This window comes from Pseudomonas sp. LAIL14HWK12:I1 (assembly GCF_003202095.1).
In the GTDB taxonomy this organism is placed as follows: Bacteria; Pseudomonadota; Gammaproteobacteria; order Pseudomonadales; family Pseudomonadaceae; genus Aquipseudomonas; species Aquipseudomonas monteilii.
In genome coordinates this window covers 840,075-866,231 of the sequence record NZ_QJKG01000001.1, presented here as the reverse complement: position 1 = coordinate 866,231, position 26,157 = coordinate 840,075, and the positions used below count along the sequence as shown (strand labels likewise).

At 62.5% G+C, this 26,157-nt stretch carries 24 protein-coding genes; 12 read left to right on the top strand and 12 right to left on the bottom strand.

All coding sequences use genetic code 11. The features are described from left to right. Nucleotides 1-31: 31 nt before the first annotated feature. Nucleotides 32-1,093: an AraC family transcriptional regulator gene (locus D906_RS03920; RefSeq protein WP_016711871.1), complete on the top strand. Its 1,062-nt coding sequence runs from the start codon at nt 32-34 to the stop codon at nt 1,091-1,093. Here the strand turns inward: D906_RS03920 and D906_RS03915 are convergent. Continuing rightward, nucleotides 1,050-2,504 carry a TrkH family potassium uptake protein gene (locus tag D906_RS03915; protein ID WP_027609410.1) on the bottom strand — a complete coding sequence of 485 codons (1,455 nt, stop codon included), beginning with the start codon at nt 2,502-2,504 and terminating at the stop codon, nt 1,050-1,052. The genes D906_RS03920 and D906_RS03915 overlap by 44 nt on opposite strands. Before the next feature lie 102 nt (nt 2,505-2,606). On the opposite strand from D906_RS03915, the gene D906_RS03910 reads away from it, so the two are divergent. Then, nucleotides 2,607-3,164 (top strand): NAD(P)H nitroreductase, encoded by a 558-nt coding sequence (locus tag D906_RS03910; protein WP_019099112.1) that lies wholly within the window; start codon nt 2,607-2,609, stop codon nt 3,162-3,164. 85 nt (nt 3,165-3,249) lie between these two features. Here the strand turns inward: D906_RS03910 and D906_RS03905 are convergent, their stop codons facing one another. From D906_RS03905 to D906_RS03885, 5 genes are all read right to left on the bottom strand, one after another. Further along, nucleotides 3,250-4,590 (bottom strand): HAMP domain-containing sensor histidine kinase, encoded by a 1,341-nt coding sequence (locus D906_RS03905; RefSeq protein WP_019099113.1) that lies wholly within the window; start codon nt 4,588-4,590, stop codon nt 3,250-3,252. A gap of 58 nt (nt 4,591-4,648) precedes the next feature. Further along, nucleotides 4,649-5,065 (bottom strand): Spy/CpxP family protein refolding chaperone, encoded by a 417-nt coding sequence (locus D906_RS03900; RefSeq protein WP_019099114.1) that lies wholly within the window; start codon nt 5,063-5,065, stop codon nt 4,649-4,651. A gap of 160 nt (nt 5,066-5,225) precedes the next feature. After that, nucleotides 5,226-5,903, bottom strand: a complete 678-nt coding sequence (locus D906_RS03895) for a response regulator transcription factor (protein ID WP_016711866.1) — start codon at nt 5,901-5,903, stop codon at nt 5,226-5,228. Between the two features lie 143 nt (nt 5,904-6,046). Further along, nucleotides 6,047-6,346 (bottom strand): YciI family protein, encoded by a 300-nt coding sequence (locus D906_RS03890; protein ID WP_012273585.1) that lies wholly within the window; start codon nt 6,344-6,346, stop codon nt 6,047-6,049. A gap of 1 nt (nt 6,347) precedes the next feature. Further along, nucleotides 6,348-6,941 carry a septation protein A gene (locus D906_RS03885; RefSeq protein WP_019099115.1) on the bottom strand — a complete coding sequence of 198 codons (594 nt, stop codon included), beginning with the start codon at nt 6,939-6,941 and terminating at the stop codon, nt 6,348-6,350. 67 nt (nt 6,942-7,008) lie between these two features. Between D906_RS03885 and D906_RS03880 the strand changes: the two genes are divergently transcribed. From D906_RS03880 to D906_RS03855, 6 genes are all read left to right on the top strand, one after another. Beyond that, the gene (locus D906_RS03880) at nt 7,009-7,869 is read left to right on the top strand and encodes a PHP domain-containing protein (protein ID WP_019099116.1); all 861 of its coding nucleotides are present in this window, start codon (nt 7,009-7,011) and stop codon (nt 7,867-7,869) included. 13 nt (nt 7,870-7,882) lie between these two features. Next, the gene (locus D906_RS03875; protein WP_033693405.1) at nt 7,883-8,512 is read left to right on the top strand and encodes an L-threonylcarbamoyladenylate synthase; all 630 of its coding nucleotides are present in this window, start codon (nt 7,883-7,885) and stop codon (nt 8,510-8,512) included. 125 nt (nt 8,513-8,637) lie between these two features. After that, complete coding sequence (locus tag D906_RS03870; protein ID WP_177325287.1) at nt 8,638-9,363, top strand: ScpA family protein; 726 nt, start codon at nt 8,638-8,640, stop codon at nt 9,361-9,363. Next, the gene (gene scpB / locus D906_RS03865) at nt 9,350-10,120 is read left to right on the top strand and encodes an SMC-Scp complex subunit ScpB (protein ID WP_019099119.1); all 771 of its coding nucleotides are present in this window, start codon (nt 9,350-9,352) and stop codon (nt 10,118-10,120) included. Before D906_RS03870 ends, scpB begins: the two co-directional genes overlap by 14 nt. 165 nt (nt 10,121-10,285) lie before the next feature. Beyond that, nucleotides 10,286-11,353 carry a 23S rRNA pseudouridine(2605) synthase RluB gene (rluB, locus tag D906_RS03860; protein ID WP_027615320.1) on the top strand — a complete coding sequence of 356 codons (1,068 nt, stop codon included), beginning with the start codon at nt 10,286-10,288 and terminating at the stop codon, nt 11,351-11,353. A gap of 637 nt (nt 11,354-11,990) precedes the next feature. Then, nucleotides 11,991-13,409, top strand: coding sequence for an amino acid permease (locus D906_RS03855; protein WP_161751068.1), 1,419 nt, complete (start codon nt 11,991-11,993; stop codon nt 13,407-13,409). Between the two features lie 77 nt (nt 13,410-13,486). On the opposite strand, the gene D906_RS03850 is transcribed toward D906_RS03855, so the two are convergent. Then, complete coding sequence (locus D906_RS03850; protein WP_016711859.1) at nt 13,487-14,371, bottom strand: LysR substrate-binding domain-containing protein; 885 nt, start codon at nt 14,369-14,371, stop codon at nt 13,487-13,489. A 156-nt stretch (nt 14,372-14,527) separates the two neighbouring features. On the opposite strand from D906_RS03850, the gene D906_RS03845 reads away from it, so the two are divergent. After that, a complete protein-coding gene (locus tag D906_RS03845; RefSeq protein ID WP_027615319.1) occupies nt 14,528-17,548 on the top strand; it encodes an FAD-binding and (Fe-S)-binding domain-containing protein in 3,021 nt (1,006 codons plus the stop codon). A 39-nt stretch (nt 17,549-17,587) separates the two neighbouring features. On the opposite strand, the gene D906_RS03840 is transcribed toward D906_RS03845, so the two are convergent. The 4 genes from D906_RS03840 to phhA all read right to left on the bottom strand — a co-directional run bounded on the left by D906_RS03840 (nt 17,588) and on the right by phhA (nt 20,371). Beyond that, nucleotides 17,588-18,775 carry an MFS transporter gene (locus tag D906_RS03840; RefSeq protein ID WP_027615318.1) on the bottom strand — a complete coding sequence of 396 codons (1,188 nt, stop codon included), beginning with the start codon at nt 18,773-18,775 and terminating at the stop codon, nt 17,588-17,590. A 92-nt stretch (nt 18,776-18,867) separates the two neighbouring features. Further along, nucleotides 18,868-18,996, bottom strand: a complete 129-nt coding sequence (locus tag D906_RS26720) for a hypothetical protein (RefSeq protein ID WP_016488505.1) — start codon at nt 18,994-18,996, stop codon at nt 18,868-18,870. Between the two features lie 191 nt (nt 18,997-19,187). Then, nucleotides 19,188-19,544 carry a 4a-hydroxytetrahydrobiopterin dehydratase gene (locus D906_RS03835; RefSeq protein ID WP_003254532.1) on the bottom strand — a complete coding sequence of 119 codons (357 nt, stop codon included), beginning with the start codon at nt 19,542-19,544 and terminating at the stop codon, nt 19,188-19,190. Between the two features lie 38 nt (nt 19,545-19,582). After that, nucleotides 19,583-20,371 (bottom strand): phenylalanine 4-monooxygenase, encoded by a 789-nt coding sequence (gene phhA / locus D906_RS03830; RefSeq protein ID WP_025753872.1) that lies wholly within the window; start codon nt 20,369-20,371, stop codon nt 19,583-19,585. A 255-nt stretch (nt 20,372-20,626) separates the two neighbouring features. Between phhA and D906_RS03820 the strand changes: the two genes are divergently transcribed. Next, entirely contained in the window at nt 20,627-22,186 is a 1,560-nt protein-coding gene (locus D906_RS03820; RefSeq protein WP_019099124.1) for a sigma-54-dependent phenylalanine hydroxylase transcriptional regulator PhhR, read from the top strand. A 53-nt stretch (nt 22,187-22,239) separates the two neighbouring features. On the opposite strand, the gene D906_RS03815 is transcribed toward D906_RS03820, so the two are convergent. Then, nucleotides 22,240-22,494, bottom strand: coding sequence for a DUF2790 domain-containing protein (locus tag D906_RS03815; RefSeq protein ID WP_003260110.1), 255 nt, complete (start codon nt 22,492-22,494; stop codon nt 22,240-22,242). A gap of 399 nt (nt 22,495-22,893) precedes the next feature. Here D906_RS03815 and acs point away from each other — a divergent pair, with 399 nt between their 5' ends. Both acs and D906_RS03805 read left to right on the top strand, forming a co-directional pair. Then, nucleotides 22,894-24,855 (top strand): acetate--CoA ligase, encoded by a 1,962-nt coding sequence (gene acs, locus D906_RS03810; protein WP_016711854.1) that lies wholly within the window; start codon nt 22,894-22,896, stop codon nt 24,853-24,855. A gap of 491 nt (nt 24,856-25,346) precedes the next feature. Then, entirely contained in the window at nt 25,347-26,132 is a 786-nt protein-coding gene (locus D906_RS03805; protein ID WP_019099125.1) for an ABC transporter substrate-binding protein, read from the top strand. Nucleotides 26,133-26,157: the final 25 nt, after the last annotated feature.

Sequence of the window (26,157 nt, the reverse complement as noted above, 5' to 3'; positions counted from 1 at the left end):
CGCAGGAGCGGTCGGTAGAAAGAAGCCTGTCATGAGCGAAAGAACCACGTCAGCCAGCTGGGCATCAGGGATTGTGAAGGCACTCGAACTGGAAGGGCTGGACTGCCAGGCCATGTTCAAGCAGCTGGGGCTGGACTTCGCGGCCCTCGACGACCCTGACGCCCGCTTCCCGCAGGACTCCATGACCCGGCTCTGGCAGCTGGCGGTGGAGCTGTCGGGTAATGAGGCCATCGGCTTGAACATGGCGCGCGTGGTACGCCCGGCGTCGTTCCATGTGGTGGGCTATGCGTTGATGTCCAGCCGCACGCTGGCTGAAGGCTTCGAGCGCCTGGTGCGTTACCAGCGCATCATCGCCGAAAGCTCGGACCTGAGCTTCGTGCTTGGCCCTGAAGGTTATTCCCTGATCCTGACCGTACATGGCGACCACCTGCCGCCCACGCGGCACAGCGCCGAGGCCTCGCTGGCTTGCGCGTTGGCACTGTGCAAATGGCTCAGCGGCCGCCCGGTACAGCCGAGGCGGGTGCTGGTGCAGGGGCCTCAGCCGAAGAATATCGAACCGTACAAGGTGGCGTTTCATTCGCCGCTGGTGTTCGGTGCGCCGCACGATGCGCTGGTGTTCGAACGGGCCGACATGGAGGCGCCGCTGCCCACTGCCAATGAGGCCATGGCCGTGTTGCATGACCGTTTTGCCGGGGAGTATCTGGCCCGTTTTTCCGAAAGCAGGGTTACCCACCGCGTGCGCCAGGTGCTGTGCCGCATCCTGCCGCAGGGCGAGCCCAAGCGCGAGACCCTGGCGCAGGCCCTGCACCTGTCGCAACGTACCTTGCAGCGGCGGCTGCAGGAGGAGGGCACCAGCTTCCAGGCCTTGCTTGACGACACCCGCCGCGAACTGGCCGAGCAGTACCTGGCCCAGCCGGGCATGACCCTGCTGGAGGTCGCGTACCTGCTGGGCTTTGCCGACCCCAGCAACTTCTACCGGGCATTCCGCCGCTGGTTCGATGCCACGCCGAGTGAGTACCGTGCCCGTATGGGCGCGGAGGCCGAAGCGGTCAGTGACGCCAGAACGCCGGCATACACAGCACCAGCACCGTAATGATTTCGAGTCGGCCGAGCAGCATGCCGGCCGCCAGAATCCACTTGGCTGCGTCCGGCAGCGTGGCGTAGTTGCCCGACGGGCCGATCACTTCGCCCAGCCCGGGGCCCACACCCGAAACCGTACCGGCGGCACCGGTCAACGCGGTCATCCAGTCCACGCCCAGCAACGACAGCAGCAGGGCCATGACGCAGATGGTGATGGCGAAGAAGAACGAAAACGTCAGGATCGAACGCACGATGTCTTCATCAAGGCGGTGGCCGTTGTATTTCTGCTTGATCACTGCGCGCGGGTGGATCAGTTGGTTAAGGCTGGCCTTGAGCAGGATGTAGGCCACCTGGAAGCGGAAAATCTTGATACCGCCCGCCGTCGAGCCGGAGCAGCCGCCCACGAAACCCAGGTAAAAGAACAGCATCAGCGAGAAGTTGCCCCACAGGCTGTAGTCGCCCAGGGCGAAGCCGGTGGTGGTGACCACCGAGGTCACGTTCAGCGCCACATGGCGCAAGGCGTCGAGCCAGTGCAGGTTGGTGCTGTACCAGTACCAGGTGCCCAGCACTATCCAGGTAACCACCAGCATGCCCAGCAAGCCCTGCACCTGCTGGTCGCGGATCAGCGCCTTGCGGTTGCCGCGCAGGGTGGCCACATACAGGGTGAACGGCAAGCTGCCCATGATCATCACCACAACCGCCACCCAATGCACGGCCGGGATGTCCCATTTCGCCAGCGACTGGTCAGAGGTGGAGAAACCGCCGGTAGAGATCGCCGACATGGCGTGGTTGATCGCATCGAACGGGCTCATGCCTGCCCACCAGAAGGCCAGCGAGCCAAGGATCGAGAAGCCGACGTACACCCCCACGATCGACTTGGCGACCATGTGCGAACGCGGCATGACCTTTTCCGAACGGTCGGACGACTCGGTCTGGAACAGGCGCATGCCACCGATGCGCAGCAGCGGCAGGATCGCCACCGCCATGGCGATGAAACCGATACCGCCAAGCCAGTGCAGCATCGAGCGCCACATGAGAATGCCGGGTGACATGGTGTCGAGCCCGCTGAGCACGGTGGCGCCGGTGGCGGTGATGCCCGACATGCTTTCGAAGAAGGCGTCGGTGTAGCTGATGTGCTGGGTCAGCAGGAACGGCAGGGCGGCGAACACGCACACCACCAACCAGCTGCTGACCGTCAGCAGGTACATGTCGCGTGGGCGCAGGTGCACATGTTCGGGGCGCCCCTGCATCACCAGGGCCAGCCCGGCGATGAAGGTGATCAGGCTCGACCAGAGGAACGACGGCATGTCACCGGTGCGTTCGAAAATTACCAGGGTCGCCATGGGCACGGCCATGCTGACGGCGAGGGTAATCAGGAAGATGCCGATGATGAAACCAATGATCCTTAAGGTCGGCAACGCCATGTGATCTGCTCTGACTCGATTCGGAAGGGCGCCATTCTACCTATGGGTCTGGTGATGTAAACGCTAGAATGGCCGCACATTCAACTGCCAGGAGGGTAGCCGATGGAGGCTCTCGACGCATTGCTCAACCGTGTTTCCGTGCCACGCCTGACCGACCCGGCGCCGAACGCTGCCCAGCGCGAGGCGCTGTTCCAGGCCGCCTTGCGCGCCCCGGACCACGGCCAGCTGCGCCCCTGGCGCTTTCTGACCATCGAAGGCCAGGGCCGTGAGAAGCTGGGCGAGCTGTTTGCCGAAGCCGTGCAGAGCAGGGGCGACGCCAGCCAGGCCGCGCTGGACAAGGCCCGCGCCATGCCGTTGCGGGCGCCGCTGCTGATTGTGGTGGTGGCCAAGCTGCAGGAGCACTTCAAGGTGCCGAAGTCCGAACAGCGCCTGGCGGCGGGCTGTGCGGCGCATGGCATTCTGATTGCCGCACATGCGCAGGGTATCGGCGCGGTGTGGCGAACCGGGGACATGGCGTTCGATGCCCATGTGCACAAGGGGTTGGGGTTGGCCGAGAACGAGGAGTTGATCGGGTACCTGTATGTCGGCACGCCGCTGACCGAGCCGCGTACGGCGCCGATTCTGGAAACGGCTGATTTCGTCAGCGTCTGGGGCGAGTAACGCCGTTTTGGGCTGATTGTCGTATCAGGGCCACCGGCCTCTTCGCGGGCGTGCCCGCGAAGAGGCCGGTGGCCTTTACATCACCTCAACTGCCAGCAGCCTCAGCCACAGGCAACTCCAGCCTGGCCACAAATCCACCCTGTGGATGATTGTCAAAAATCAGGCTGCCGCCATGGCGCTCCGCCGCCTTGCGCGCAATCGCCAGCCCCAGCCCATGCCCCGGCGCTTCCTGCCCCGGCGCGCGGAAGAAGGGTTCGCCCAGCTGCGCCAGGTGTTCCGCTGCAGCCCCCGGTCCATGGTCACGCACGCTTATCACTATGCGGTCCTGCTCACGCACTGCACTCACTTCTACCGGCTGCCCGACCGGATTGAAGCGCAAGGCATTGCGCAGCAGGTTGTCCACGGCCCGCTCGATCAGCGTCGGCCAACCTTGCAAGGTCAACCCAGGCTGCGCCTCGAGGCGCACATCCTGGTCGGGCGCGCTGAGCAGGGCATCCTTGCGCACGCTGCCCAGCAGGGCGTTGAGGTCGACCGGTTCGGCATGGGCCTGCTCGGCATCCACCCGGGCCAGGGCCAGAATTTCGCTGATCAGGTCTTCCAGGCGGTCGCACTCGCGGGTCAGGCGTGGCCACAGGGTTTCCCGCTGCTCGGGCTCGGCGCGCTCGGCCAGCGCCAGGGCAATACGCAGTCGGGCCAATGGGGAACGCAACTCGTGCGACACATCGCGCAGCAACTGGCGCTGGCTGCCGATGGTGCTTTGCAGGCGCGCGCCCATCTTGTTGAAGTCCTTGGCCAGCACACCGAACTCGTCGCGCCGCGCTGCCAGCCGCGCCAGGCTGTTCTGCTGGTAGGTGGTCTGCCCCAGGTCATGCACCGCGCTGCGCAGGCGGCTGAGCGGGCGGGTAATGGACAGGGTCACCAGCAGGCTGAACAACGTCAGCACAACCAGGGCGATGCCCAGTGCACTGAGCGGCCACATCAGGCTTTCGCGGTGCCAGGCATCCAGTGCCGGGTGGGGAATGCGGTAGATCAGCAGGTAGGTTTCGCCGGTGTCGGGGCTGGTGTATTCCTCGGTCAGCCTGCGCCACGGCAGGCGCCGCTGGTCATTGTGCTGGCGCGCTTCGAAGGCCGCTGCACGGCGCGGGAAGGTACCGGGCACCACGGCTTCGCCACTGTCGTCGAGCACTTGCACGTCGATCTTGTAGCGGTCTTTACGCCGTTCCAGGAAGTGCTGTGCCGAATCCAGGCCTTCCTGCTCGTAATGCCTGGCCCACTTGCTGGCCAAGGTATTCAGGCCCGGGTGACGGCTGAGGATCCAGGCGTCCTGGTTGAGCATGTGGCCCAACAGGATCGACAGGCCTGCGACCAGGGTAATGGCCAGCCAGAAACTGGCCAGGATGCGCCAGAACAATGAACGCAAGTGCACCTCCTAAACGGGAAAAGCCCGGCCCGCAGTGATGCGGGCCGGGCATTGGGCAGACAGCTTACTGAGCCTTGGTGCCTTTTTCAGCTTTCCAGGCCTGGAACTCCTGCCACTCGGCTTTCTTGGCGGCGCGTTCCTTTTGCAGTTCGTCGAACTTCTTCTGCTGCTCAGGCTTGAGCAGGTTGCGCACGGCGCTGTCGGTCTTGTCGCGGCTGGCTTTCAGCTCGTCCTTCATGGCTTTCTGGTCGGCGGCCGGCAGCTTGGACAGGTAGCGCTCGGTGATGTCGCGGCGCTGTTGCATCTGCTCGCCCATCAGCTTGCCGATCTGCTGACGCTGGTCGCGGCTCAGGTCCAGCTGGTGGAAAGGCGCATCACCGCGATGATGCGGGCCGTCGTGACGCGGGCCGCCGTCAGGCATGGCCATGGCCACGGTCGGCAGGGCGGCGGCGAACATCAGGGCGATAAGGGTCTTGCGCATGGTGTCTCTCCTTTCATAGGCCGGTGGTTACCGGATGAGCACAGTCTAGGGAGATCACCGTCAAGCGCAGTCAGCAGAGGGTAAAGGCAAGGTAAAGATGATTAGCCTGTGTAGGAGCGGCCTTGTGCCGCGATAGGGGCGCGCAGCGGCCCCGGCGATGTCACAGGCAGTAGTAATAGCCACGGCTGCGCAACGCCACGATGCGTGGCCGGCCATCGGCGTGGGGGCCAATCTTCTTGCGCAGGTTGCTGACGTGCATGTCCAGGCTGCGGTCGTACAGGGTCAGCTTGCGGCCCAGGCCGATCTGCGCCAGTTCTTGTTTGTCCAGCGGCTCGCCGGGCTGGCGCAGCAGCGCTTCGAGAATGCGGCTTTCGGACAGGGTCAGGGTCATTTCGCGGCCATCGATACTGGCCACGCCACGGGCAGGGCTGTACACCAGGTCGCCCAGCTCCACCTGGCTGGTGGTGGCGGTGGGGTGGCTGCGGCGCAGTACGGCGCGCAGGCGGGCGGTGAGTTCACGTGGGTCGCAGGGTTTGGCCAGGTAGTCGTCGGCACCCAGTTCGAGGCCAAGGATGCGGTCCAGCGGCTCGCCACGGGCGGAGAGCATCAATACCGGCAGTTCGGTATGTTCGCTGCGCAACTGCTTGAGCAGTTCCAGGCCGCTGCCGTCGGGCAGCATGACATCCAGCACCACGGCCGCCGGGGCGTGTTCGGCCAGGGCCTGGCGTGCGCTCTGGCCATCGTGGCAGGCACGTACGGTGAACCCTTCCTGGGTCAGCCAGCTGCTGAGCAGCTCGCACAGCTCCTGGTCATCATCAATCAGTAACAGCTCGCTCATGACTCACTCATTTCAACCATTGACGGCGGCTATTCGGCCCGCCAGTGGCAAAGATACCGCAGACTGATGGCAACTGTGTAACTGCCTCTACCGTGTCGCCTGCTTCGCGGGCGAGACCGCGAAGCAGGCGACACGGTCTTGCATCACGGCAGTACTTGCTTGAATGGCTTGACCACGACTTTGTCGTAAACGCCCGCAGCAATGTACGGATCGGCATCTGCCCAAGCCTGCGCCGCAGCCAGGGACTCGAACTCGGCAACGATCAGGCTACCGCTGAAACCCGCTTCGCCCGGGTCGTTGCTGTCGATGGCCGGGTGCGGGCCGGCCAGCACCACGCGGCCTTCGGCTTTGAGCTGCTGCAGGCGTTCGATATGCGCCGGGCGGGCAGCCAGGCGTTTTTCCAGGGAGTTTGCGACGTCGCTGGCGATGATGGCGTAGAGCATGTCAATCCTTGGGTTTGGAGGTAGAAGGGTCGTCGTGCAGGTGGCGCGACAGGTACACGCCTTGCGCCACCAGGAAGATCACGGTCATGCCCAGGCTGCCGAACACCTTGAAGTCCACCCAGAAGTCCTGGAAGGTGAAGGCGACGAACAGGTTGGCCGCGCCGCAGAACAGGAAGAAGGCAATCCAGGCCACGTTCAGGCGCGCCCAGATGACATCGGGCAAGGTCAGCGCGTGGCCCATGATGCGCTTGATCAGCACCCGGTCACCGATGAAGTGGCTGCCTGCAAAGCCCAGGGCGAACAGCCAGTTCACCACCGGCGCCTTCCACTTCAGGAAGGTTTCGCTGTGGAACGTCAGGGTCAGGCCGCCGAACACCAGGCAGGCCACCAGGGTCAGCCACTGGCCCTTTTCAAGCTTGCGCTGGCGCAGGAACAGCGCGCCGTACACCACCAGCGAGCTGATGATCAGCATGGCCGTGGCGCTGTAGATGCCGCCGAATTCGAAGCTGTGGCCGGCGACTTCCAGGGGGCGCGGGTCCAGCTTGTAGACGATGAAGAACAGCAGCAGCGGGATGAAATCGATGAATTGTTTCACAATGGCAGCCAGAATCGGGATGTGACGGCATAATAACAAACATCGATTCCAGCGAAAGCGCTCCTCCATGAATGTTGATCTGCACTGTCACAGCACGGCCTCCGACGGCGCCCTGTCGCCCTCGGTACTGGTTGCCCGGGCCCATGAGCACGGGGTGCAAACGCTGGCACTGACCGACCATGACACCATCGAAGGCCTGCCCGAAGCACGCCAGGCCTGCATCGAGCGGGGCATGCGCTGGGTGAGCGGCGTCGAGCTGTCGTGCACCTGGGGTGGTGCGACCATCCATGTGCTGGGCTATGACTTCCCGCTCGACGCGCCGCCTTTGCTGGCGGCAATCGAAGCGTTGCACCGTGGCCGCTGGCTGCGCGCCGAAGAAATCGACAAACGGCTGGCCGCCAAGGGCATGCCTGGCACCCTCGAAGGCGCCCGTGCCGTGCAGCACGAGCTGGGCGACAGCGGCAACGCCCCGGCGCGCCCGCATTTTGCCGAGTACCTGGTGCGCGCCGGGCACGTCAAGGACCGTGGCGAAGCGTTTCGCAAGTGGCTGGGCGCCGGCAAGCTGGGCGACGTCAAGCAGCACTGGCCGACCCTCGACGAAACTGTCGCCACCCTGCGCCAGTCCAAAGCGTGGGTGAGCCTGGCGCACCCCATGCATTACGATCTGACCCGCAGCAAGCGCAGACGGTTGATTGCCGACTATATTCAGGCAGGCGGGCAGGCACTTGAGGTGGTCAACGGGATGATGCCGGCCGAGCAGGTGGGCACCCTGTCCATCCTCACCCGTGAGTTCGGCCTGCTGGCAAGCGCTGGCAGTGACTTCCACGGCCCCGGCACCTGGGGCGAGATCGGTGCCTATCGGCCTTTGCCCGAGGACTTGCCACCTCTGTGGCGTCGATTCAGCCATGAACAGCCTTTGGCGCTATGAACAGGACGACTACGTGAGCCAATTTTTCCAGATTCATCCGGAGAACCCGCAGCAGCGCCTGATCAAGCAGGCTGTCGAGATTATCCGCAAGGGCGGTGTGGTGGTGTACCCGACGGATTCGGCCTACGCACTGGGTTGCCAGATGGGTGACAAGGCGGCCATCGAACGGGTACGGCGCCTGCGCGGGCTGGACAAGACGCACAACTTCACCCTCATGTGCTGCGACATGTCGCAGCTGGGGTTGTACGCCAAGGTCGACACCGGCACCTTCCGCCTGCTCAAGGCGCATGTGCCGGGGCCTTACACGTTCATCCTCAACGGTACGCGTGAAGTGCCGCGCCTGCTGTTGCACGATAAACGCCGCACTATCGGCCTGCGGGTGCCGGCCCATGCCATCACCCTGGCCCTGCTGGCCGAACTGGGCGAGCCGTTGATGAGCGTGAGCCTGATCCTCCCGGGCGACACCGAGCCGATGACCGACCCTTACGAAATCCGTGAGCGCCTGGAGCATCACGTCGACCTGGTGATCGATGGCGGCTTCGGCGACCTCAAGGCCTCTACCATCATCGACCTCTCCGGCGATGAGCCCGAGCTGATTCGCGAAGGCTGCGGCGACCCCACGCCGTTCCTGGTCAACGCGTGAGCCAGGTGGAAACGCCCGAGGCACCGGCCGAACAGGCCGAAGCGCCTCGGCAGTTGCAGTTGGCCCTGGTCTACGGCGAAGCCCTGACCGAGCTGCCGCTGGACCTGTACATCCCGCCGGACGCGCTGGAAGTCATCCTCGAGGCCTTTGAAGGCCCGTTGGACCTGCTGCTGTACCTGATCCGCAAGCAGAACATCGACATTCTCGACATCCCGGTGGCGGAAATCACCCGCCAGTACATGGGCTACGTGGAGCTGATGAAAAGCGTGCGCCTTGAACTGGCCGCCGAGTACCTGGTGATGGCCGCCATGCTAGCCGAGATCAAGTCGCGCATGCTGCTGCCGCGTTCGGCTGATGTCGAGGAAGAGGAGGGCGACCCACGCGCCGAACTGATCCGCCGCCTGCAGGAGTACGAGCGTTTCAAAGCCGCCGCCGAAGGCATTGATGAATTGCCACGGGTAGGCCGCGATGTGGTGGTGCCACGCCTGGAGGCGCCGCAGGCCAAGGTGCGCAAGCTGTTGCCGCAAGTCAGCCTGGAAGAGTTGCTGGTGTCCATGGCCGAGGTGATGCGCCGCAACGACCTGTTCGAAAGCCACCAGATCACCCGTGAAACGCTGTCTACCCGCGAGCGCATGAGCCAGGTGCTGGAGCGCCTAAAGGGCGGTGCTTTCGTGCCGTTCGTCGAGTTGTTTGCCGCCGAAGAGGGCAAGCTGGGCGTGGTGGTCACCTTCATGGCGATTCTCGAGCTGGTGAAGGAATCGCTGATCGAACTGGTGCAGAATGAACCTTTCGCCGCCATTCACGTGCGGCTCCGCCCGGCGCTTGTTGAAGAACCTGATGAATCTGAATGACCCCCGCGACCTGGCGTCGCTGATCGAAGCTTTCTTGCTGGCGTCGGGCAAACCGCAGTCCCTGGAACGCCTGTACGAGCTGTTCGAAGAGGCCGAGCGCCCAGAACCCAAGGTGTTCAAGCAGGCCCTGGACGTGCTGGGCAAGTCGTGCAATGGCCGAGCGTTCGAGCTCAAGGAAGTGGCCAGCGGCTACCGCCTGCAAATCCGCGAGGACTATGCGCCCTGGGTCGGGCGCCTGTGGGAAGAGCGCCCGCAACGCTATTCACGTGCGCTGCTCGAAACCCTGGCGCTGATTGCCTACCGCCAGCCCATCACCCGTGGCGAGATCGAGGACGTGCGGGGCGTGGCGGTGAACAGCAACATCATCAAGACCATGATGGAGCGCGAGTGGATTCGCGTGGTCGGCTACCGCGAAGTGCCGGGGCGGCCGGCGATGTTTGCCACCACCAAGGCGTTTCTTGACCACTTCAACCTCAAGAGCCTGGATGAGCTGCCGGCCTTGGCCGAGCTGCGCGAGATGGAGCCGGAGCCGGTGCTCGACCCGGACGATGCGCCAGTGCCGGCGCACCTGCAGGCGTTGGCAGATGCCAGCCTTGGGGAGGAAGAAGAGGGTGTTGAGCCGAAGGAGGAAACCAGCTTCCGTAGCTTGCTGGTGGAGCTGGATGCCATGGAAGATGGGTTGAAGACCGACTTTGATGACTTGCGCGAGGAAGAACCAGGGGCTTCGGTGGAAGAAGAGGGCAAGTTACAGCCCTGATCTGCTGTTGCCCATACACCACCATTAGGCAGAAACCCCAGCCAAAGCCCACAAAACCCTCTACCCTCCAGTGCGTTCTTCCCCTGAACCGCGTATGATGCGCGGCCTTTTGGCGCGCTCGTCGCCAAAAAACCTGTTTTCATTCCTACACCGGGAGGTGCCCAGATGAGTGAGCAAGACCTGCAAGATACCGAAATCACCCCGCCATCCGGCGAAAAGCTGCAAAAAGTGCTGGCACGCATTGGCGTGGGTTCTCGCCGTGACGTCGAAGCCTGGATCAGCCAGGGCCGCATCAAGGTGAACGGCGTCGAGGCCACCCTTGGCCAGCGCGTCGACCTGCACGACGCCATTGCCGTAGACGGCAAGCTGATCAAGCGTGAGGAGGCCGCCGAGGCCACTCGCCGGGTGATCATGTACAACAAGCCCGATGGCGAAATCTGCACCCGTGACGACCCGGAGGGCCGCCCGACCGTGTTCGACCGCCTGCCACGGCCAAAAGAAGGCCGCTGGATCAACATCGGCCGCCTCGACATCAACACCACTGGCCTGCTGCTGTTCACCACCGACGGTGAACTGGCCAACCGCCTGATGCACCCGTCCTACGAGATGGACCGTGAGTATGCGGTGCGTGTGCGCGGTGAAGTCGATGACGAGATGATCGAGCGCCTGAAAGCCGGTGTGATGCTGGAAGACGGCCCGGCCAAGTTCACCGACATCCAGAAGGCACCGGGTGGTGAAGGCTTCAACCACTGGTACCACTGTGTGGTGATGGAAGGCCGTAACCGTGAGGTGCGTCGCCTGTGGGAATCCCAGGGCATGGTGGTCAGCCGCCTGAAGCGCGTGCGTTTTGGCCCGGTGTTCCTCAACTCCGACCTGCCGATGGGCCGCTGGCGTGAAATGACCCAGGGCGAAATCGACATCCTGGCCGCCGAAGTGGGCCTGCAGCCGGTTGCGCTGCCCGCCATGAAGCTCAAGGCCAAGGACAAGATGGAGCGCCTGCAGCGCAAGTCGACCCGCCCGCTGGGCCGTGGCGAGCGCGTGCGCAACCTGCGCCCGGCCCACGAAGGTGCCGCTACCGGTGAACGCCCGGCGCGTCAGCCGCGTGAAGAGGCTCCGCGTAAAAACACCCGCGGCAGCACGGTGGCCGAGCGCCCGAGCGAAATGCGCAAGCGTCCGGCCAAGTCTGAAGGTGACAAGCCGGCAGGCCGTGGTCGCGGTAAACCGCGTGGCTGATCGGCCTGCGTGGTGATGAGAAACCAGCCTTCGGGCTGGTTTTTTTATGCCTGCGATGTATTGCGGGCACGGCAAGATATTGAACAAAAAGAATTTTTCTGACGACTGGCAAGTTCTTGAACCGGCTTGTAAAGAAATTTATACGAATATGGCCGGTTTCAGCCCTGATTCCAGATTTAACCCAATCGTGTAAACAAACCTTGCCGTCACCGATGTGCCAAACCCGCCAACTCCACCTTGCCCTCCCTTGCCCGAACCCCCGTCCCCACGGTGTTATAGCCGCCATTGCCGTGTGCAAGAGCCCGTCCACAGAGCCTGGCTGACAAAACAACAAATGGAGGCGCCATGTACGCCGATCACTCTGCCTTTGAAGGCCCATACCACAGGATCGCTGCGTTTTTTCCGGATGGAAGAGCGCAACGCGTTGACGCCTGCGCGCTTGCAGGGGTATACAGTGCGCCGCGTTTTACCTGTGACCCTTTTGCGTACCGCGCACTCTTGATCACGCCGGGTTGACCCGCTTCGGCGGCGCCTGAGGTCAAGAAACCCAAGGTAACCACCTTGCCCATTCCGCTGCGCCACGAGCGCGGTGGGTCCGATTCCGTCACAGATAAAAACAATGCAGGTGACTTCGTTCATGAGTGGACAAAACATGCATTCAGGCGAGCTCAAGCGGGGCCTGAAGAACCGCCATATCCAGTTGATCGCCCTGGGTGGTGCAATTGGTACCGGCCTGTTCCTCGGCTCGGCAGGCGTGATGAAATCCGCCGGCCCGTCGATGATCCTTGGCTACGCCATCTGCGGCTTCATCGCCTTCATGATCATGCGCCAGCTTGGCGAGATGATTGTCGAAGAGCCGGTGGCCGGCTCGTTCAGCCACTTTGCACACACCTACTGGGGCGGCTTCGCCGGCTTCCTGTCGGGCTGGAACTGCTGGGTGCTGTATATCCTGGTGGGCATGTCGGAGCTTTCGGCGGTTGGCAAGTATGTCCACTACTGGTGGCCGGAGATCCCGACCTGGGTCACTGCGGCGGCGTTCTTCGTGCTGATCAACGCCATCAACCTGATGAACGTGAAGTTCTTCGGTGAAGCCGAATTCTGGTTCGCCATCATCAAGGTCGTGGCCATCGTCAGCATGATCGGCCTGGGTGCCTACCTGCTCACCAGCGGCAGCGGCGGGCCGGATGCCACCATCGCCAACCTGTGGTCCCACGGCGGCTTCTTCCCGAACGGTGTCAGCGGGCTGGTGATGGCCCTGGCGTTCATCATGTTCTCGTTCGGTGGCCTGGAAATGCTCGGTTTCACTGCTGCCGAAGCCGACAAGCCGAAGACCGTGATCCCCAAGGCGATCAACCAGGTCATCTGGCGTATCCTGATTTTCTACGTAGGCGCCTTGGTGGTATTGCTGTCGTTGACGCCATGGGACAACCTGGTCGCCAGCATCGATGCCTCGGGTGGCAGCTATGGCAGCAGCCCGTTCGTGCAAGTGTTCTCGCTGCTGGGCAGTGACGTTGCTGCCCACTTGCTGAACTTCGTGGTCCTGACAGCCGCACTGTCGGTGTACAACAGCGGCACCTACTGCAACGCGCGCATGCTGCTGGGCATGGCCGAACAGGGCGATGCCCCGGCGTCGCTGGCCAAGGTCGACAAGCGTGGTGTGCCCGTGCGTTCGATCCTGGTGTCGGCTGCAGTTACCTTCGTGGCCGTACTGCTCAACTACCTGATGCCGCAGAATGCCCTGGAGCTGCTGATGTCGCTGGTGGTGGCTACCTTGGTGATCAACTGGGCGATGATCAGCTATTCGCACCTGAAGTTCCGCCAGCACCTGGACCGTACCGGCCAGAAGCCGCTGTTCAAGGCGCTGTGGTACCCCTACGGTAACTACGTGGTGCTGGCCTTCGTGGTGCTGATCCTCGGCATCATGCTGATGATTCCGGGTATTCAGGTTTCGGTGTATGTCATGCCGGTTTGGTTGTTCGGGATGTTTGTGGTCTACATGGTCAAGCCGCGCCGCCGGATGAATGCCGGTGGGGCTGTGGGTCACGTGGCCAAGTAAGCAACTCAAGGCCGTATGCAAAAACCCGAAGTCAGGTGACTGGCTTCGGGTTTTTTGTTGCCTGTGCAGGCAACACATCAGATCTGCTCCAGCAACCAGCCCCTGAACGCCCGCAACGACGGCAAGGCCTCATTCCTGGGCGGGTAGATCAGGTAATAACTACGCTGGCTGGCAAACGCCACGCCCGGGCTGTGCAGCTCACCCTTGGCCAACTCCTCTTCCACCAGAATACGCGGCACCAGCCCGATACCAATCCCGGCCCGCACTGCCTGGATCAGGTGCGAGGTCAGCTCGAAGCTGGGCCCCAGGCGCATTGCCCGGTGCGGCAGGCCATGGTGCGAGAACCACTCGCCCCAGGCATGCGGGTTGTTGGCCACATTCAACAGCACCTCTTCACTGATCCGTGCCGGGCTCCAGCCTTGGCTGTCGGCCCCGGCCTCCGGTGGCAGGATCACCACCAGTTCCTCGGCATGCAGGCGATGGCAGATCAGCCCCGGCAGGTCGTGGCTGGCCACACCGATGGCGGCGTCGATTTCGCTGGTGTCGAAGTTGATGGCTTCGATACGTGAATGGATGTGCACCAGCATGCCCGGGTGGGCGCTGTAGAACGCATGCAGCCGTGGCAGCAGCCATTTCGAGCCGAACGTTGGCAGGGTAGCCAGGCGCAAGGTGCCGACCCCCGACTGGTACGCCAGCGCCTGCAAGGTGGCACTGCGGATGCGCCCCAGCGCCTCGCTGAGCTCGCGTTGGTAAAGGCGACCCACATCCGTCAGCTGTACCTGGCGGCCTTCGCGGCGGAACAAGGTGAGGCCCAGTTGCTGTTCCAGCGCCTGCACCTGGCGGCTGACCGCGCTTTGCGTCAGCGACAGTTCGGCGGCGGCGCGGGTGTAGCTTTCATGGCGGGCGGCGGCCTCGAAGGCCAGCAGCAGCGACATGGACGGTGTCAGGTGGCGGTAATTCATTCATTCATAAAAGTCATTGATAGCGGCAGGATTATCCGTTTGCTCCTGAAGCGAAACTACAGGAACATTGGCGTATACGTCATCCCTGCATGCATCAACCCATGCCGGAGCGACAGGAATCCCGTGAATTAGCCAATATCAAGAGGCCATCCTTCGATGATCGCCCAGCTGCCGACCGTTGCACCGAGCGCCAACTACCCCGAATTCCTCGAAGCCCTGCGCAACAGCGGCTTCCGTGGCCAGATCAGTGCCGACTACGGCACCCGCACGGTGTTGGCCACCGACAACTCGATTTACCAGCGCTTGCCCCAGGCCGCAGTGTTCCCGCTGGATGCCGACGATGTGGCGCGGGTTGCCACACTGATGGGCGAGGCGCGTTTCCAGAACGTCAAGCTGACCCCGCGCGGCGGTGGCACCGGCACCAATGGCCAGTCGCTGACCGACGGCATCGTCGTCGACCTGTCGCGCCATATGAACAAGATCCTCGAAATCAACGTCGAGGAACGTTGGGTGCGGGTGCAGGCCGGTACGGTCAAGGACCAGCTCAATGCCGCGCTCAAGCCGCACGGGCTGTTCTTCGCCCCTGAGCTGTCCACCTCCAACCGTGCCACTGTCGGCGGCATGATCAACACCGACGCCAGTGGCCAAGGCAGCTGCACCTACGGCAAAACCCGCGACCATGTGCTGGAGCTGCACAGCGTGCTGCTCGGCGGCGAACGCCTGCACAGCCTGCCAATCGACGATGCCGCGCTGGCACAGGCCTGTGCCGCACCTGGCCGGGTCGGCGAGGTGTACCGCATGGCCCGGGAGATCCAGGAAACCCAGGCTGAACTGATCGAAACCACTTTTCCCAAGCTGAACCGCTGCCTGACCGGTTATGACCTGGCGCACCTGCGCGATGAGCAGGGCCGCTTCAACCTCAACAGCGTGCTGTGTGGTGCCGAGGGCTCGCTGGGCTATGTGGTGGAAGCCAAGCTCAACGTGCTGCCGATCCCCAAATATGCGGTACTGGTGAACGTGCGCTACACCAGCTTCATGGATGCCCTGCGTGATGCCAATGCGCTGATGGCGCACAAGCCGCTGTCGATCGAGACCGTCGACTCCAAGGTGCTGATGCTGGCGATGAAGGACATCGTTTGGCACAGCGTTGCCGAGTACTTCCCGGCCGACCCCGACCGCCCGACCCTGGGTATCAACCTGGTGGAGTTCTGCGGCGATGAGCCGGCTGAGGTCAACGCCCGGGTGCAAGCCTTCGTCGAGCACTTGCAGGCGGATACCAGTGTCGAGCGCCTGGGGCATACGCTGGCTGAAGGCGCCGAGGCGGTGACCCGCGTCTACGTGATGCGCAAGCGTTCGGTGGGCTTGCTGGGTAACGTCGAGGGCGAGGTGCGCCCGCAGCCGTTCGTGGAAGACACGGCGGTACCGCCAGAGCAACTGGCCGACTACATCGCCGACTTCCGCGCCCTGCTGGACGGTTACGGCCTGGCCTACGGCATGTTCGGCCACGTCGATGCTGGTGTACTGCACGTGCGCCCGGCGCTGGACATGAAGGACCCGGCCCAGGCCGCGCTGGTGAAGCCGATTTCCGACGCCGTGGCCGCGCTGACCAAAAGCTATGGCGGCCTGCTGTGGGGCGAGCACGGCAAAGGCCTGCGTTCGGAATACGTGCCGGAATACTTTGGTGAGCTGTATCCGGCGCTGCAGCGCCTGAAAGGTGCCTTCGACCCGCACAACCAGCTCAACCCCGGCAAGATCTGCACACCGCTGGGCAGTGCCGAGGGCCTGACCCCGGTCGATGGCGTAACCCTGCGCGGCGACCTCGACCGCACCATCGACGAGCGCGTGTGGCAGGACTTCCCCAGTGCCGTGCACTGCAACGGCAACGGCGCCTGCTACAACTACGACCCCAACGACGCCATGTGCCCGTCGTGGAAGGCCACCCGTGAGCGCCAGCATTCGCCCAAGGGCCGCGCCTCGCTGATGCGCGAGTGGCTGCGCCTGCAAGGCGAAGCGAACATCGACGTGTTGACCGCAGCCCGCAACAAGGTGTCGTGGCTCAAGGGCCTCCCGGCACGCCTGCGCAACAACCGCGCGCGCAGCCAGGGGCAGGAAGACTTCTCCCACGAAGTGTACGACGCCATGGCCGGCTGCCTGGCGTGCAAGTCGTGCGCCGGGCAGTGCCCGATCAAAGTCAACGTGCCGGACTTCCGTTCGCGCTTCCTTGAGCTGTACCACTGCCGCTATCAGCGCCCGCTGCGTGACTACCTGATCGGCTCGCTGGAATTCACCATCCCGTACCTGGCCCACGCACCGGGCCTGTACAACGCGGTCATGGGCTCTAAGTGGGTCAGCAAGCTGCTGGCCGACAACATTGGCATGGTCGACAGCCCGTTGATCAGCCGCTTCAACTTCCAGGCCACGCTGACCCGTTGCCGTGTCGGCGTGGCCAGTGTGCCGGCCCTGCGTGAACTGACCCCGGCCCAGCGCGAGCGCAGCATCGTGCTGGTGCAGGACGCCTTCACCCGCTATTTCGAGACCCCGCTGCTGTCAGCCTTCATCGACCTGGCCCACCGCCTGGGCCACCGGGTATTCCTGGCGCCTTACAGTGCCAACGGCAAGCCTTTGCATGTTCAGGGCTTCCTGGGGGCGTTCGCCAAGGCGGCGATCCGTAACGCTACCCAGCTCAAGGCCCTGGCCGACTGCGGTGTGCCTCTGGTGGGGCTGGACCCGGCGATGACCCTGGTGTACCGCCAGGAGTACCAGAAAGTGCCGGGGCTGGACGGTTGCCCGAAGGTGCTGTTGCCGCAGGAATGGCTGATGGACGTGCTGCCTGAGCAGGCGCCGACCGCACCGGGCAACTTCCGCCTGATGGCGCACTGCACCGAGAAGACCAACGTGCCGGCCAGTACCAAACAGTGGGAGCAGGTGTTTGCCCGCCTGGGCCTGAAGCTGGTGACCGAGGCGACGGGGTGCTGCGGTATGTCGGGGACCTACGGCCACGAGGCGCGTAACCAGGAGACTTCGCGGACCATCTTCGAGCAAAGCTGGGCAACCAAGCTGGACAAGGAAGGAGAGCCGCTGGCGACCGGTTACTCGTGCCGCAGCCAGGTCAAGCGCATGACCGAGCGCAAGATGCGCCACCCGCTTGAAGTGGTGTTGCAGTACGCCCAGCGTTAACGTTCAGGGCTTCGGGGGCTGCCAGGCAGCCCCCAGCTTTCAATGATCTCGATGCCGCCGCACCTGCCTGTACAGATACAGGCTCAACACCAGCCCACAACCCGCCGCACCCGCCGCAAACAGAAACATCGAAGCAAACCCGAACCCCGCCGCCACCGCGCCCACCAGTGGCCCGGTCACCCCCAGCGACAAGTCAATGAACAGCGAATACGCCCCCACAGCCGCCCCGCGGTTGGCCGCCGACACCTGATTCACCGCCTCCACACCCAGCGCCGGGAACACCAGCGAGAAGCCAAACCCGCTAAGCGCTGCCCCTGCCAAGGCCAACTCGGCGCTGGGCGCCAGCCACAGCATCACCAACCCCAGTGTTTCCACCGACAGGCAGGCAATCGCCACCCGGAACCCGCCAATGCGGTTGATCAGGTTGCCAAACAGCAGCCGCGCACTGATGAAGCTGGCGCCGAACAGGCTCAAGGTCAGCGCGGCATTGGCCCAGCCGCGGCTGGCGTAGTACAAGGTGATGAACGTGGCGATGGTGCCAAAGCCGATCGAGCCCAGGGCCAGTCCCGAACCGTGCGGGAACACCTTGCCCAGCACGCGCAGGAACGGCAGGCGTACGCCACTGACGATAGGGGCGGCCTGTTTCGGCCAGGCCAGCAGCAGGCCGAGAATGCACAGCAGGATAATGCTGACGCCCATGCTCCACAGCCCCAGGCTCTTGACCATCAGCACGCCCAGCGGTGCACCGACGGCCAGTGCGCCATAGCTGGCGATGCCGTTCCAGGAGATGACCTTGGCGGTGTTTTCAGCGCCCACCCGACCGATGCCCCAGCCAATCGCGCCCGCACCTACCAGGCTTTCGGCGCTGCCCAGTGCTAGCCGGCCGACCAGCAGACAGGCCAGGCTCAGCCAGGGCTGGTGGGTGAGGAAGGCGCAGGCCAGCATGAACACCCCGCTAAGCCCGCAGCCTACAAGGCCGTACATGACCGCCTTCTTGCTGCCGTGGTTGTCGATGATGCGGCTGGCGGAGGGGCGGCTGAGCAGCGTGGCGAGGTACTGCACGCTGATCACAAGGCCCGCGACCACGGCGCTGAACCCCAGGTCGTTGTGCACATAGCCGGGCAACACGGCCAGCGGGATGCCGATGTTGAGGTAGCCAATGAAGGTGAAAAGGACGATGGAGACGACTTGCAGTGTGACCGCAAGGGGGCGCGGTGATTCGGGCATGGGGGCCTGCGAGGGTTCTGGACAGTGTGAAAACGTGATGACGGGGGTAGCCCGCAGGTCAGCCGTTTTCACACTGTTGGAGGTTGCGCGATTTATTCCTGGTCAGCGCTGGATTGATCGTCACCATCCTGCTCGACGGCAGCTGCCGGTTCGGCGTGAACGGTCACGGATGGCTCTTCTGGGTTCAGGCTTGGGAAGGGAAGATTCGGGATTTCGTGCATCTCGTCGTTCCTCGCAAGTGTGAGTGAAAAGTCTGCGCCAGGCGCGGTTGAAGCTTCGCAAAGCTGGGGCAGGATACACAAGTCTGGATGACAGTTTGGTTTTTTTACCGCTCGTTTGTCGGTTTTGCGGGCGAACAGCGCACATTATTCATAAAAAAAACGGGGCCGATTGCGGCCCCGTTTTTCAGCGATCACTTCCGGCCTTCGGCCGTTTCCGCCACCTTGTCGGTGCGGGCGCACATGATGAAGTCGTTGCGGTGCAGGCCCTTGATCGAGTGGCTCCACCAGGTCACGGTAACTTTGCCCCACTCGGTCAGCAGCCCAGGGTGGTGGCCTTCGGCCTCGGCGATTTCGCCTACGGCGTTGGTGAACGCCAGGGCGTGCTTGAAGTTCTTGAACAGGAAGACGCGCTCCAGCTCCATGTGGCCGTCGCGTACTTCGATGTTCCAGTCCGGGATTTCGCGAATCAGCTCGGCCAGCTCTTCGTCGGTGACTTTTGGAGCGTCAGCGCGGCAGGCTTCGCAATGGGCTTGGTTCAAGGCATTCATGGGTGTTTTCCGGTTCGAGTTGTTATCGGCAGGGTCGCTCAGGCAGCGACCTTGGGTGGAAACTTCGGTGCGTGCAGGCCCAGCTGCATGGCCTTGTGGACCATGCCCATGATGTCTTCGTGGGCCAGGTCGAACAGGCACTTCATGTTGGGGAGCACGAAATACAGCGGCTGCAGGATGTCGATACGGTACGGGGTACGCATGGCTTCGATCGGGTCGAAGGCCTGGTGTTCAGGCTCGCCAGACAGACTGTAGACGGTCTCTTTCGGTGACGAGAGGATGCCGCCGCCATAGATCTTGCGGCCCTGGGCGGTTTCCATCAGGCCAAACTCGATGGTCATCCAGTACAGGCGCGCCAAGTACACGCGTTGTTCCTTGGTTGCCGCCAGGCCGAGCTTGCCGTAGGTGTGGGTGAACTCGGCGAACCATGGGTTGGTCAGCAGCGGGCAGTGGCCGAAAATCTCGTGGAAGATATCGGGCTCTTGCAGGTAGTCCAGCTCTTCCGGGGTGCGGATGAACGTGGCGACCGGGAAGCGTTTGCTGGCCAGCAATTCGAAGAAGGTCTGGAAGGGAATCAGCGCCGGAACCCGGGCAACCTGCCAGCCGGTGGTGGCACCCAGCACCTTGTTGATCTCGCCCAGTTGCGGGATACGGTCGTGGGGCAGCTTGAGCTGGTCGATGCCGTCCAGGTATTCCTGGCACGCGCGGCCTTCGATCACTTTCAGCTGCCGGGTGATCAGGGTGTTCCATACCGCATGCTCTTGCTGCGGGTAATCGATAAAACCATGCGCATCGGGCTCACGTGCCACGTAGTGCGTCTGTTTCATGAGGCTCTCCTGGTGAGGGCTTTTCTTGTTATGTGCAGGACATGCCTAAGGAATATCCCTTCACTGGCCGTTTTGCACGGGTGCAAGCGGCTGCCGCGCCAGCGGGTGAAGCGGATTTCGTAACGATAATTTTACAAAAGAGCCTGGGTGTCGGAAAATTCGGGGCGTACGGCTGATGGTTACGCTGTTTTTGTCAGCTTATCTTTACGACTTTTCCGCGCAATGTTGAAAAACATTGGCGCTTCGAGAGCCCTCATGCGTATCAAAGTGCATTGCCAGAACCGCATTGGCATCCTGCGCGACATCCTCAACCTGCTGGTGGAGTACGGCATCAACGTGCTGCGGGGCGAGGTCGGCGGTGACCATGGCAACGCCATCTACCTGCACTGCCCGAACCTGATCAACCTGCAGTTCCAGGCCTTGCGACCGAAGTTCGAGGCGATTGCCGGGGTATTTGGCGTCAAGCGCGTGGGTCTGATGCCCAGCGAACGCCGGCACATGGAGCTGAATGCCTTGCTCGGGGCGCTGGACTTCCCGGTGCTGTCGATCGACATGGGCGGCAGCATCGTCGCCGCCAACCGCACCGCAGCGCAGTTGCTGGGGGTGCGCGTGGATGAGGTGCCGGGCATGCCGCTGGCGCGCTATGTGGAAGACTTCGATCTGCCGGAGTTGGTGCGGGCGAACAAATCGCGCATCAATGGCCTGCGTATCAAGGTCAAAGGTGATGTGTTCCTGGCGGATATCGCACCGCTGCAGTCCGAGCACGACGACAGCGAGGCGTTGGCTGGCGCCGTACTCACCCTGCACCGTGCCGACCGCATTGGCGAACGCATCTACAACGTGCGCAAGCAGGAACTGCGAGGCTTCGACAGCATTTTCCAAAGCTCGCGAGTGATGGCCGCCGTGGTGCGCGAGGCCCGCCGCATGGCGCCGCTGGATGCGCCGCTGCTGATCGAGGGTGAGACCGGCACTGGCAAGGAGCTGCTGGCGCGCGCCTGCCACCTGGCCAGCCCCCGTGGGCAGTCGCCGCTGATGGCGCTCAATTGCGCCGGCTTGCCCGAGTCGATGGCCGAAACCGAGCTGTTCGGTTACGGCCCCGGGGCATTCGAAGGTGCGCGGGCAGAGGGCAAGCTGGGGCTGCTGGAACTGACCGCAGGCGGCACGCTGTTCCTTGACGGGGTAGGGGAGATGAGCCCGCGCCTGCAGGTGAAGTTGCTGCGCTTTTTGCAGGACGGCTGTTTCCGCCGGGTAGGCAGCGATGAAGAGGTGTACCTGGATGTGCGGGTGATCTGCGCGACCCAGGTGGATTTGTCCGAGTTGTGCGCGCGCGGCGAGTTTCGTCAGGACCTTTATCACCGCCTGAACGTGTTGTCGCTGCACATTCCGCCTTTGCGCGAATGCATGGATGGCCTGGAAGGGTTGGTGCAGCACTTTCTCGACCAGGCCAGCCGACAAATCGGCTGTGCCATGCCGCGCCTGGCGCCGGCCGCGATGGACAAACTTGGGCAATACCATTGGCCGGGCAATGTAAGGCAGTTGGAAAACGTATTGTTCCAGGCGGTTTCTTTATGTGAAGGCGGCGTGGTTAAAAGCGAGCATATACGTTTGCCGGATTATGGCGCGCGGCAACCGTTGGGTGAGTTTTCGCTGGAGGGCGATCTTTCGCAGATTGTCGGGCGCTTTGAAAAAGCGGTGCTGGAAAGTTTGATGGGGGAGTTTCCGAGTAGCCGGGCTTTAGGGAAAAGGCTGGGCGTTTCGCATACAACCATCGCAAACAAGTTAAGGGATTATTCGCTTGGCAAGTCTGTCGATTAATTGGGCTTTGCAAAAGGTGAAAGGGGCCCGTAGGGCCCCTGATTCAGAAGGTATCAGCCGTTGGAGCAGCCGTTCCCCATCACGCGGTATTCGAGAATGTGCTTCTGGCCCTTGGAGTCCTCGTAGGTCATGCGGGCTGGCACGACTTCGCACACATTGGGCACTTCGCTCATGGAGATGACGCGGGCAATGTCCAGGTGCTGCGAGTAACTGTACTGTTCAACCGGAATCTGCTCGGCATCTTTGGCTTCGCCGGCCATTGCCGCGCCGCAAAGACTGCCAAGTACCAATACCAGTAAAGCTTTCATTTTCTATTTACCTGTCTAAGGTCGTGAGGGGGCACGCGGCGCTTATGGCGCCGCGAGTACTGCTAGTTTTAACTATCGGGATTAGAGGGAGATTAACGTTTGCCTTCGTGGGGGCTGTTACCAGTTGTTAATCGCCTTGCCGTTGCTGGCGAGGTGAATTTTAGGGTTGTGGCCAAGGCCGAAACAGTGGGTCTTTTGATAAAGTGTTTTGACAGAATCTGTAACAATCCTCTGGTAAAGCCCCTCGTTTTTTTCGTGGTCAGGGCTGTAATCCGCATGCCAGAGCACTTTGGCGGAACGGGCGTACCAAATTACTACCAACGTCGAATGGCTTTTGTCGCTCTGGTACAGTTACAAACGGTTCCATACAAAAACAACTATTACACCGAGGTAACACAGATGAGTGCGGCTCCACTGTATCCCGTTCGTCCCGAGGTTGCGGCCACTACCCTGACCGACGAGGCCACCTACAAGGCCATGTACCAGCAATCGGTGATCAATCCGGACGGCTTCTGGCGCGAGCAGGCCCAGCGAATCGACTGGATCAAGCCGTTCACCAAGGTCAAGCAGACCTCCTTCGACGACCATCACGTCGATATCAAATGGTTCGCCGACGGCACTCTGAACGTTTCCTCGAACTGCCTGGACCGCCACCTTGAAGAGCGAGGCGACCAGCTGGCCATCATCTGGGAAGGCGACGACCCTTCCGAACACCGCAACATCACCTACCGCGAACTGCACGAGCAGGTGTGCAAGTTCGCCAACGCCCTGCGTGGCCAGGACGTGCACCGGGGTGATGTGGTCACCATCTACATGCCGATGATCCCCGAAGCCGTGGTCGCCATGCTGGCCTGCGCCCGCATCGGTGCAATCCACTCGGTGGTGTTCGGTGGTTTCTCGCCCGAGGCGCTGGCTGGCCGTATCATCGACTGCAAGTCCAAGGTGGTGATCACCGCCGACGAGGGCCTGCGTGGCGGCCGCCGCACCCCACTCAAGGCCAACGTCGACCTGGCGCTGACCAACCCTGAAACCAATAGCGTGCAGAAGATCATCGTGTGCAAGCGCACCGGTGGCGACATTGCCTGGCACCAGCATCGCGACATCTGGTACGAAGACCTGATGAAAGTGGCCTCCAGCCACTGCGCGCCGAAAGAAATGGGGGCCGAGGAAGCGCTGTTCATCCTCTACACCTCCGGTTCTACCGGTAAGCCGAAAGGTGTGCTGCACACCACCGGCGGTTACCTGGTGTATGCCGCCCTGACCCATGAGCGGGTATTCGACTACCGCCCGGGTGAAGTGTACTGGTGCACTGCCGACGTAGGCTGGGTCACCGGCCACAGCTACATCGTGTACGGCCCGCTGGCCAATGGCGCCACTACCCTGCTGTTCGAGGGTGTGCCGAACTACCCTGACATCACCCGCGTGTCGAAGATCGTCGACAAGCACAAGGTCAACATCCTCTACACCGCGCCCACTGCCATCCGCGCGATGATGGCCGAAGGGCAGGCAGCTGTTGAAGGTGCTGACGGCTCCAGCCTGCGCCTGCTCGGCTCGGTGGGCGAGCCGATCAACCCCGAAGCCTGGAACTGGTACTACAAGACCGTGGGCAAGGAGCGTTGCCCGATCGTCGATACCTGGTGGCAGACCGAGACCGGTGGCATTCTGATCAGCCCGCTGCCGGGTGCTACCGGCCTGAAACCGGGGTCGGCTACCCGTCCGTTCTTCGGCGTGGTGCCAGCGCTGGTGGACAACCTGGGTAACCTGATCGACGGTGCTGCCGAGGGCAACTTGGTGATCCTCGACTCCTGGCCGGGCCAGTCGCGTTCGCTGTTCGGCGACCACGATCGTTTCGTCGACACCTACTTCAAGACCTTCCGTGGCATGTACTTCACCGGTGACGGTGCGCGCCGTGACGAGGATGGCTATTACTGGATCACGGGCCGTGTGGATGACGTGCTCAACGTATCCGGGCACCGCATGGGTACCGCCGAGATCGAAAGTGCCATGGTGGCCCACGCGAAGGTGGCCGAGGCTGCAGTGGTTGGCGTGCCGCACGACATCAAAGGGCAGGGCATCTATGTGTATGTCACCCTCAATGCCGGTATCGAGGCCAGCGAGCAGCTGCGCCTGGAGTTGAAGAACTGGGTGCGCAAGGAAATCGGCCCGATCGCCTCGCCGGATGTGATCCAGTGGGCACCGGGGCTGCCGAAAACCCGTTCGGGCAAGATCATGCGCCGTATCCTGCGCAAGATTGCCACCGGTGAGTACGATGCGTTGGGCGATATCTCGACCCTGGCCGACCCGGGCGTGGTGCAACACCTGATCGATACCCACAAGGCCATGAACCTGGCCTCGGCCTGATAGCGAAGCAGGGCCGTGTGAACAGAAAACCCCGCCCGGGCAACCGGGCGGGGTTTTTGCTTTACTGTTACCCGACATTCATCGGTAACTGTTCTGTCACCCGCCTTGCACACGTTCGGGGCGCGAGGAAACAACACGGACCTGTTTCGGTGCGCTCCTCCAGCCATTTTGTACAACGCGGCACGCTACACTTGCCGTAGTACAAGGCTTTGCCAATAATAGGCCCAGGAATTGCTAGGTCTATTGGTTCTATTTCTTGTGCCTTCGCATATTTTGCGCTGGTCGTCAACATCGCCCGCAGCGGTTTCAGGCGCTTCTGTAAGTAGTTGTCGCTTTGAAGAAATATCGACTACCGGGCTGTCGCTAAAATGCCACTCACTCGCTCGTGGTCTGCGACCTTGGTCGAACCCTGCGCGGCTCGCGTTGTACCCATTCGCATATCGGGCAGCCGTTACCTGCCTTGTATTGCCCCGTACCGATGGAGTTACCTGATGAAGAAGCTCGCACTGCTTGGCGCCCTGGCGCTATCCGTATTTTCCCTGGTGTCGCAGGCCGATGAAAAACCGCTGAAAATCGGCATTGAAGCCGCCTACCCACCCTTCGCCTTCAAGCAGCCCGATGGCAGCATCGCCGGTTTCGACTACGACATCGGCAACGCCCTGTGCGAAGAGATGAAAGCCAAGTGCACCTGGGTCGAGCAGGAGTTCGACGGCCTGATCCCGGCGCTGAAAGTGCGCAAGATCGACGCCATCCTGTCGTCCATGTCGATCACCGAGGACCGCAAGAAGTCGGTCGACTTCACCAAGCGTTACTACCTCACGCCGGCGCGCCTGGTGATGAAGGAAGGCACCACGGTCAGCGACAGCCTGGATGAGCTGAAAGGCAAGAAGATCGGCGTGCAGCGTGGCTCGATTCATGACCGCTTCGCCAAGGAAGTGCTGGGCGCCAAAGGTGCCACCGTGGTGCCTTACGGCACTCAGAACGAAATCTACCTGGATGTGGCCGCCGGCCGCCTGGACGGCACCGTGGCCGACGCCACCCTGCTGGAAGACGGCTTCCTCAAGACCGACGCAGGTAAAGGCTTCGCCTTCGTAGGCCCGTCCTTCACCGACGCCAAGTACTTCGGTGACGGTATCGGTATTGCTGTGCGCAAAGGTGACAAGGCCAACGTCGACCGCATCAACGCGGCCATCGATGCCATCCGTGCCAACGGCAAGTACAAAGAAATCGAGAAGAAGTACTTCAACTTCGACATCTACGGTCCAGACTCGAACTAAGACGTCGGGTTTCACCTGTGCAATG

Coding starts and splice junctions, on each gene's coding strand:
- D906_RS26720 (WP_016488505.1), bottom strand. CDS start 18,996: ATGCACGAAATCCCGAATCTTCCCTTCCCAAGCCTGAACCCAGAAGAG.
- D906_RS03855 (WP_161751068.1), top strand. CDS start 11,991: ATGAGTGGACAAAACATGCATTCAGGCGAGCTCAAGCGGGGCCTGAAG.
- D906_RS03910 (WP_019099112.1), top strand. CDS start 2,607: ATGGAGGCTCTCGACGCATTGCTCAACCGTGTTTCCGTGCCACGCCTG.
- rluB (WP_027615320.1), top strand. CDS start 10,286: ATGAGTGAGCAAGACCTGCAAGATACCGAAATCACCCCGCCATCCGGC.
- D906_RS03900 (WP_019099114.1), bottom strand. CDS start 5,065: ATGCGCAAGACCCTTATCGCCCTGATGTTCGCCGCCGCCCTGCCGACC.
- D906_RS03920 (WP_016711871.1), top strand. CDS start 32: ATGAGCGAAAGAACCACGTCAGCCAGCTGGGCATCAGGGATTGTGAAG.
- D906_RS03890 (WP_012273585.1), bottom strand. CDS start 6,346: ATGCTCTACGCCATCATCGCCAGCGACGTCGCAAACTCCCTGGAAAAA.
- D906_RS03850 (WP_016711859.1), bottom strand. CDS start 14,371: ATGAATTACCGCCACCTGACACCGTCCATGTCGCTGCTGCTGGCCTTC.
- phhA (WP_025753872.1), bottom strand. CDS start 20,371: ATGAAACAGACGCACTACGTGGCACGTGAGCCCGATGCGCATGGTTTT.
- D906_RS03820 (WP_019099124.1), top strand. CDS start 20,627: ATGCGTATCAAAGTGCATTGCCAGAACCGCATTGGCATCCTGCGCGAC.
- D906_RS03840 (WP_027615318.1), bottom strand. CDS start 18,775: ATGCCCGAATCACCGCGCCCCCTTGCGGTCACACTGCAAGTCGTCTCC.
- D906_RS03895 (WP_016711866.1), bottom strand. CDS start 5,903: ATGAGCGAGCTGTTACTGATTGATGATGACCAGGAGCTGTGCGAGCTG.
- acs (WP_016711854.1), top strand. CDS start 22,894: ATGAGTGCGGCTCCACTGTATCCCGTTCGTCCCGAGGTTGCGGCCACT.
- D906_RS03915 (WP_027609410.1), bottom strand. CDS start 2,504: ATGGCGTTGCCGACCTTAAGGATCATTGGTTTCATCATCGGCATCTTC.
- D906_RS03815 (WP_003260110.1), bottom strand. CDS start 22,494: ATGAAAGCTTTACTGGTATTGGTACTTGGCAGTCTTTGCGGCGCGGCA.
- scpB (WP_019099119.1), top strand. CDS start 9,350: ATGAATCTGAATGACCCCCGCGACCTGGCGTCGCTGATCGAAGCTTTC.
- D906_RS03880 (WP_019099116.1), top strand. CDS start 7,009: ATGAATGTTGATCTGCACTGTCACAGCACGGCCTCCGACGGCGCCCTG.
- D906_RS03805 (WP_019099125.1), top strand. CDS start 25,347: ATGAAGAAGCTCGCACTGCTTGGCGCCCTGGCGCTATCCGTATTTTCC.
- D906_RS03845 (WP_027615319.1), top strand. CDS start 14,528: ATGATCGCCCAGCTGCCGACCGTTGCACCGAGCGCCAACTACCCCGAA.
- D906_RS03835 (WP_003254532.1), bottom strand. CDS start 19,544: ATGAATGCCTTGAACCAAGCCCATTGCGAAGCCTGCCGCGCTGACGCT.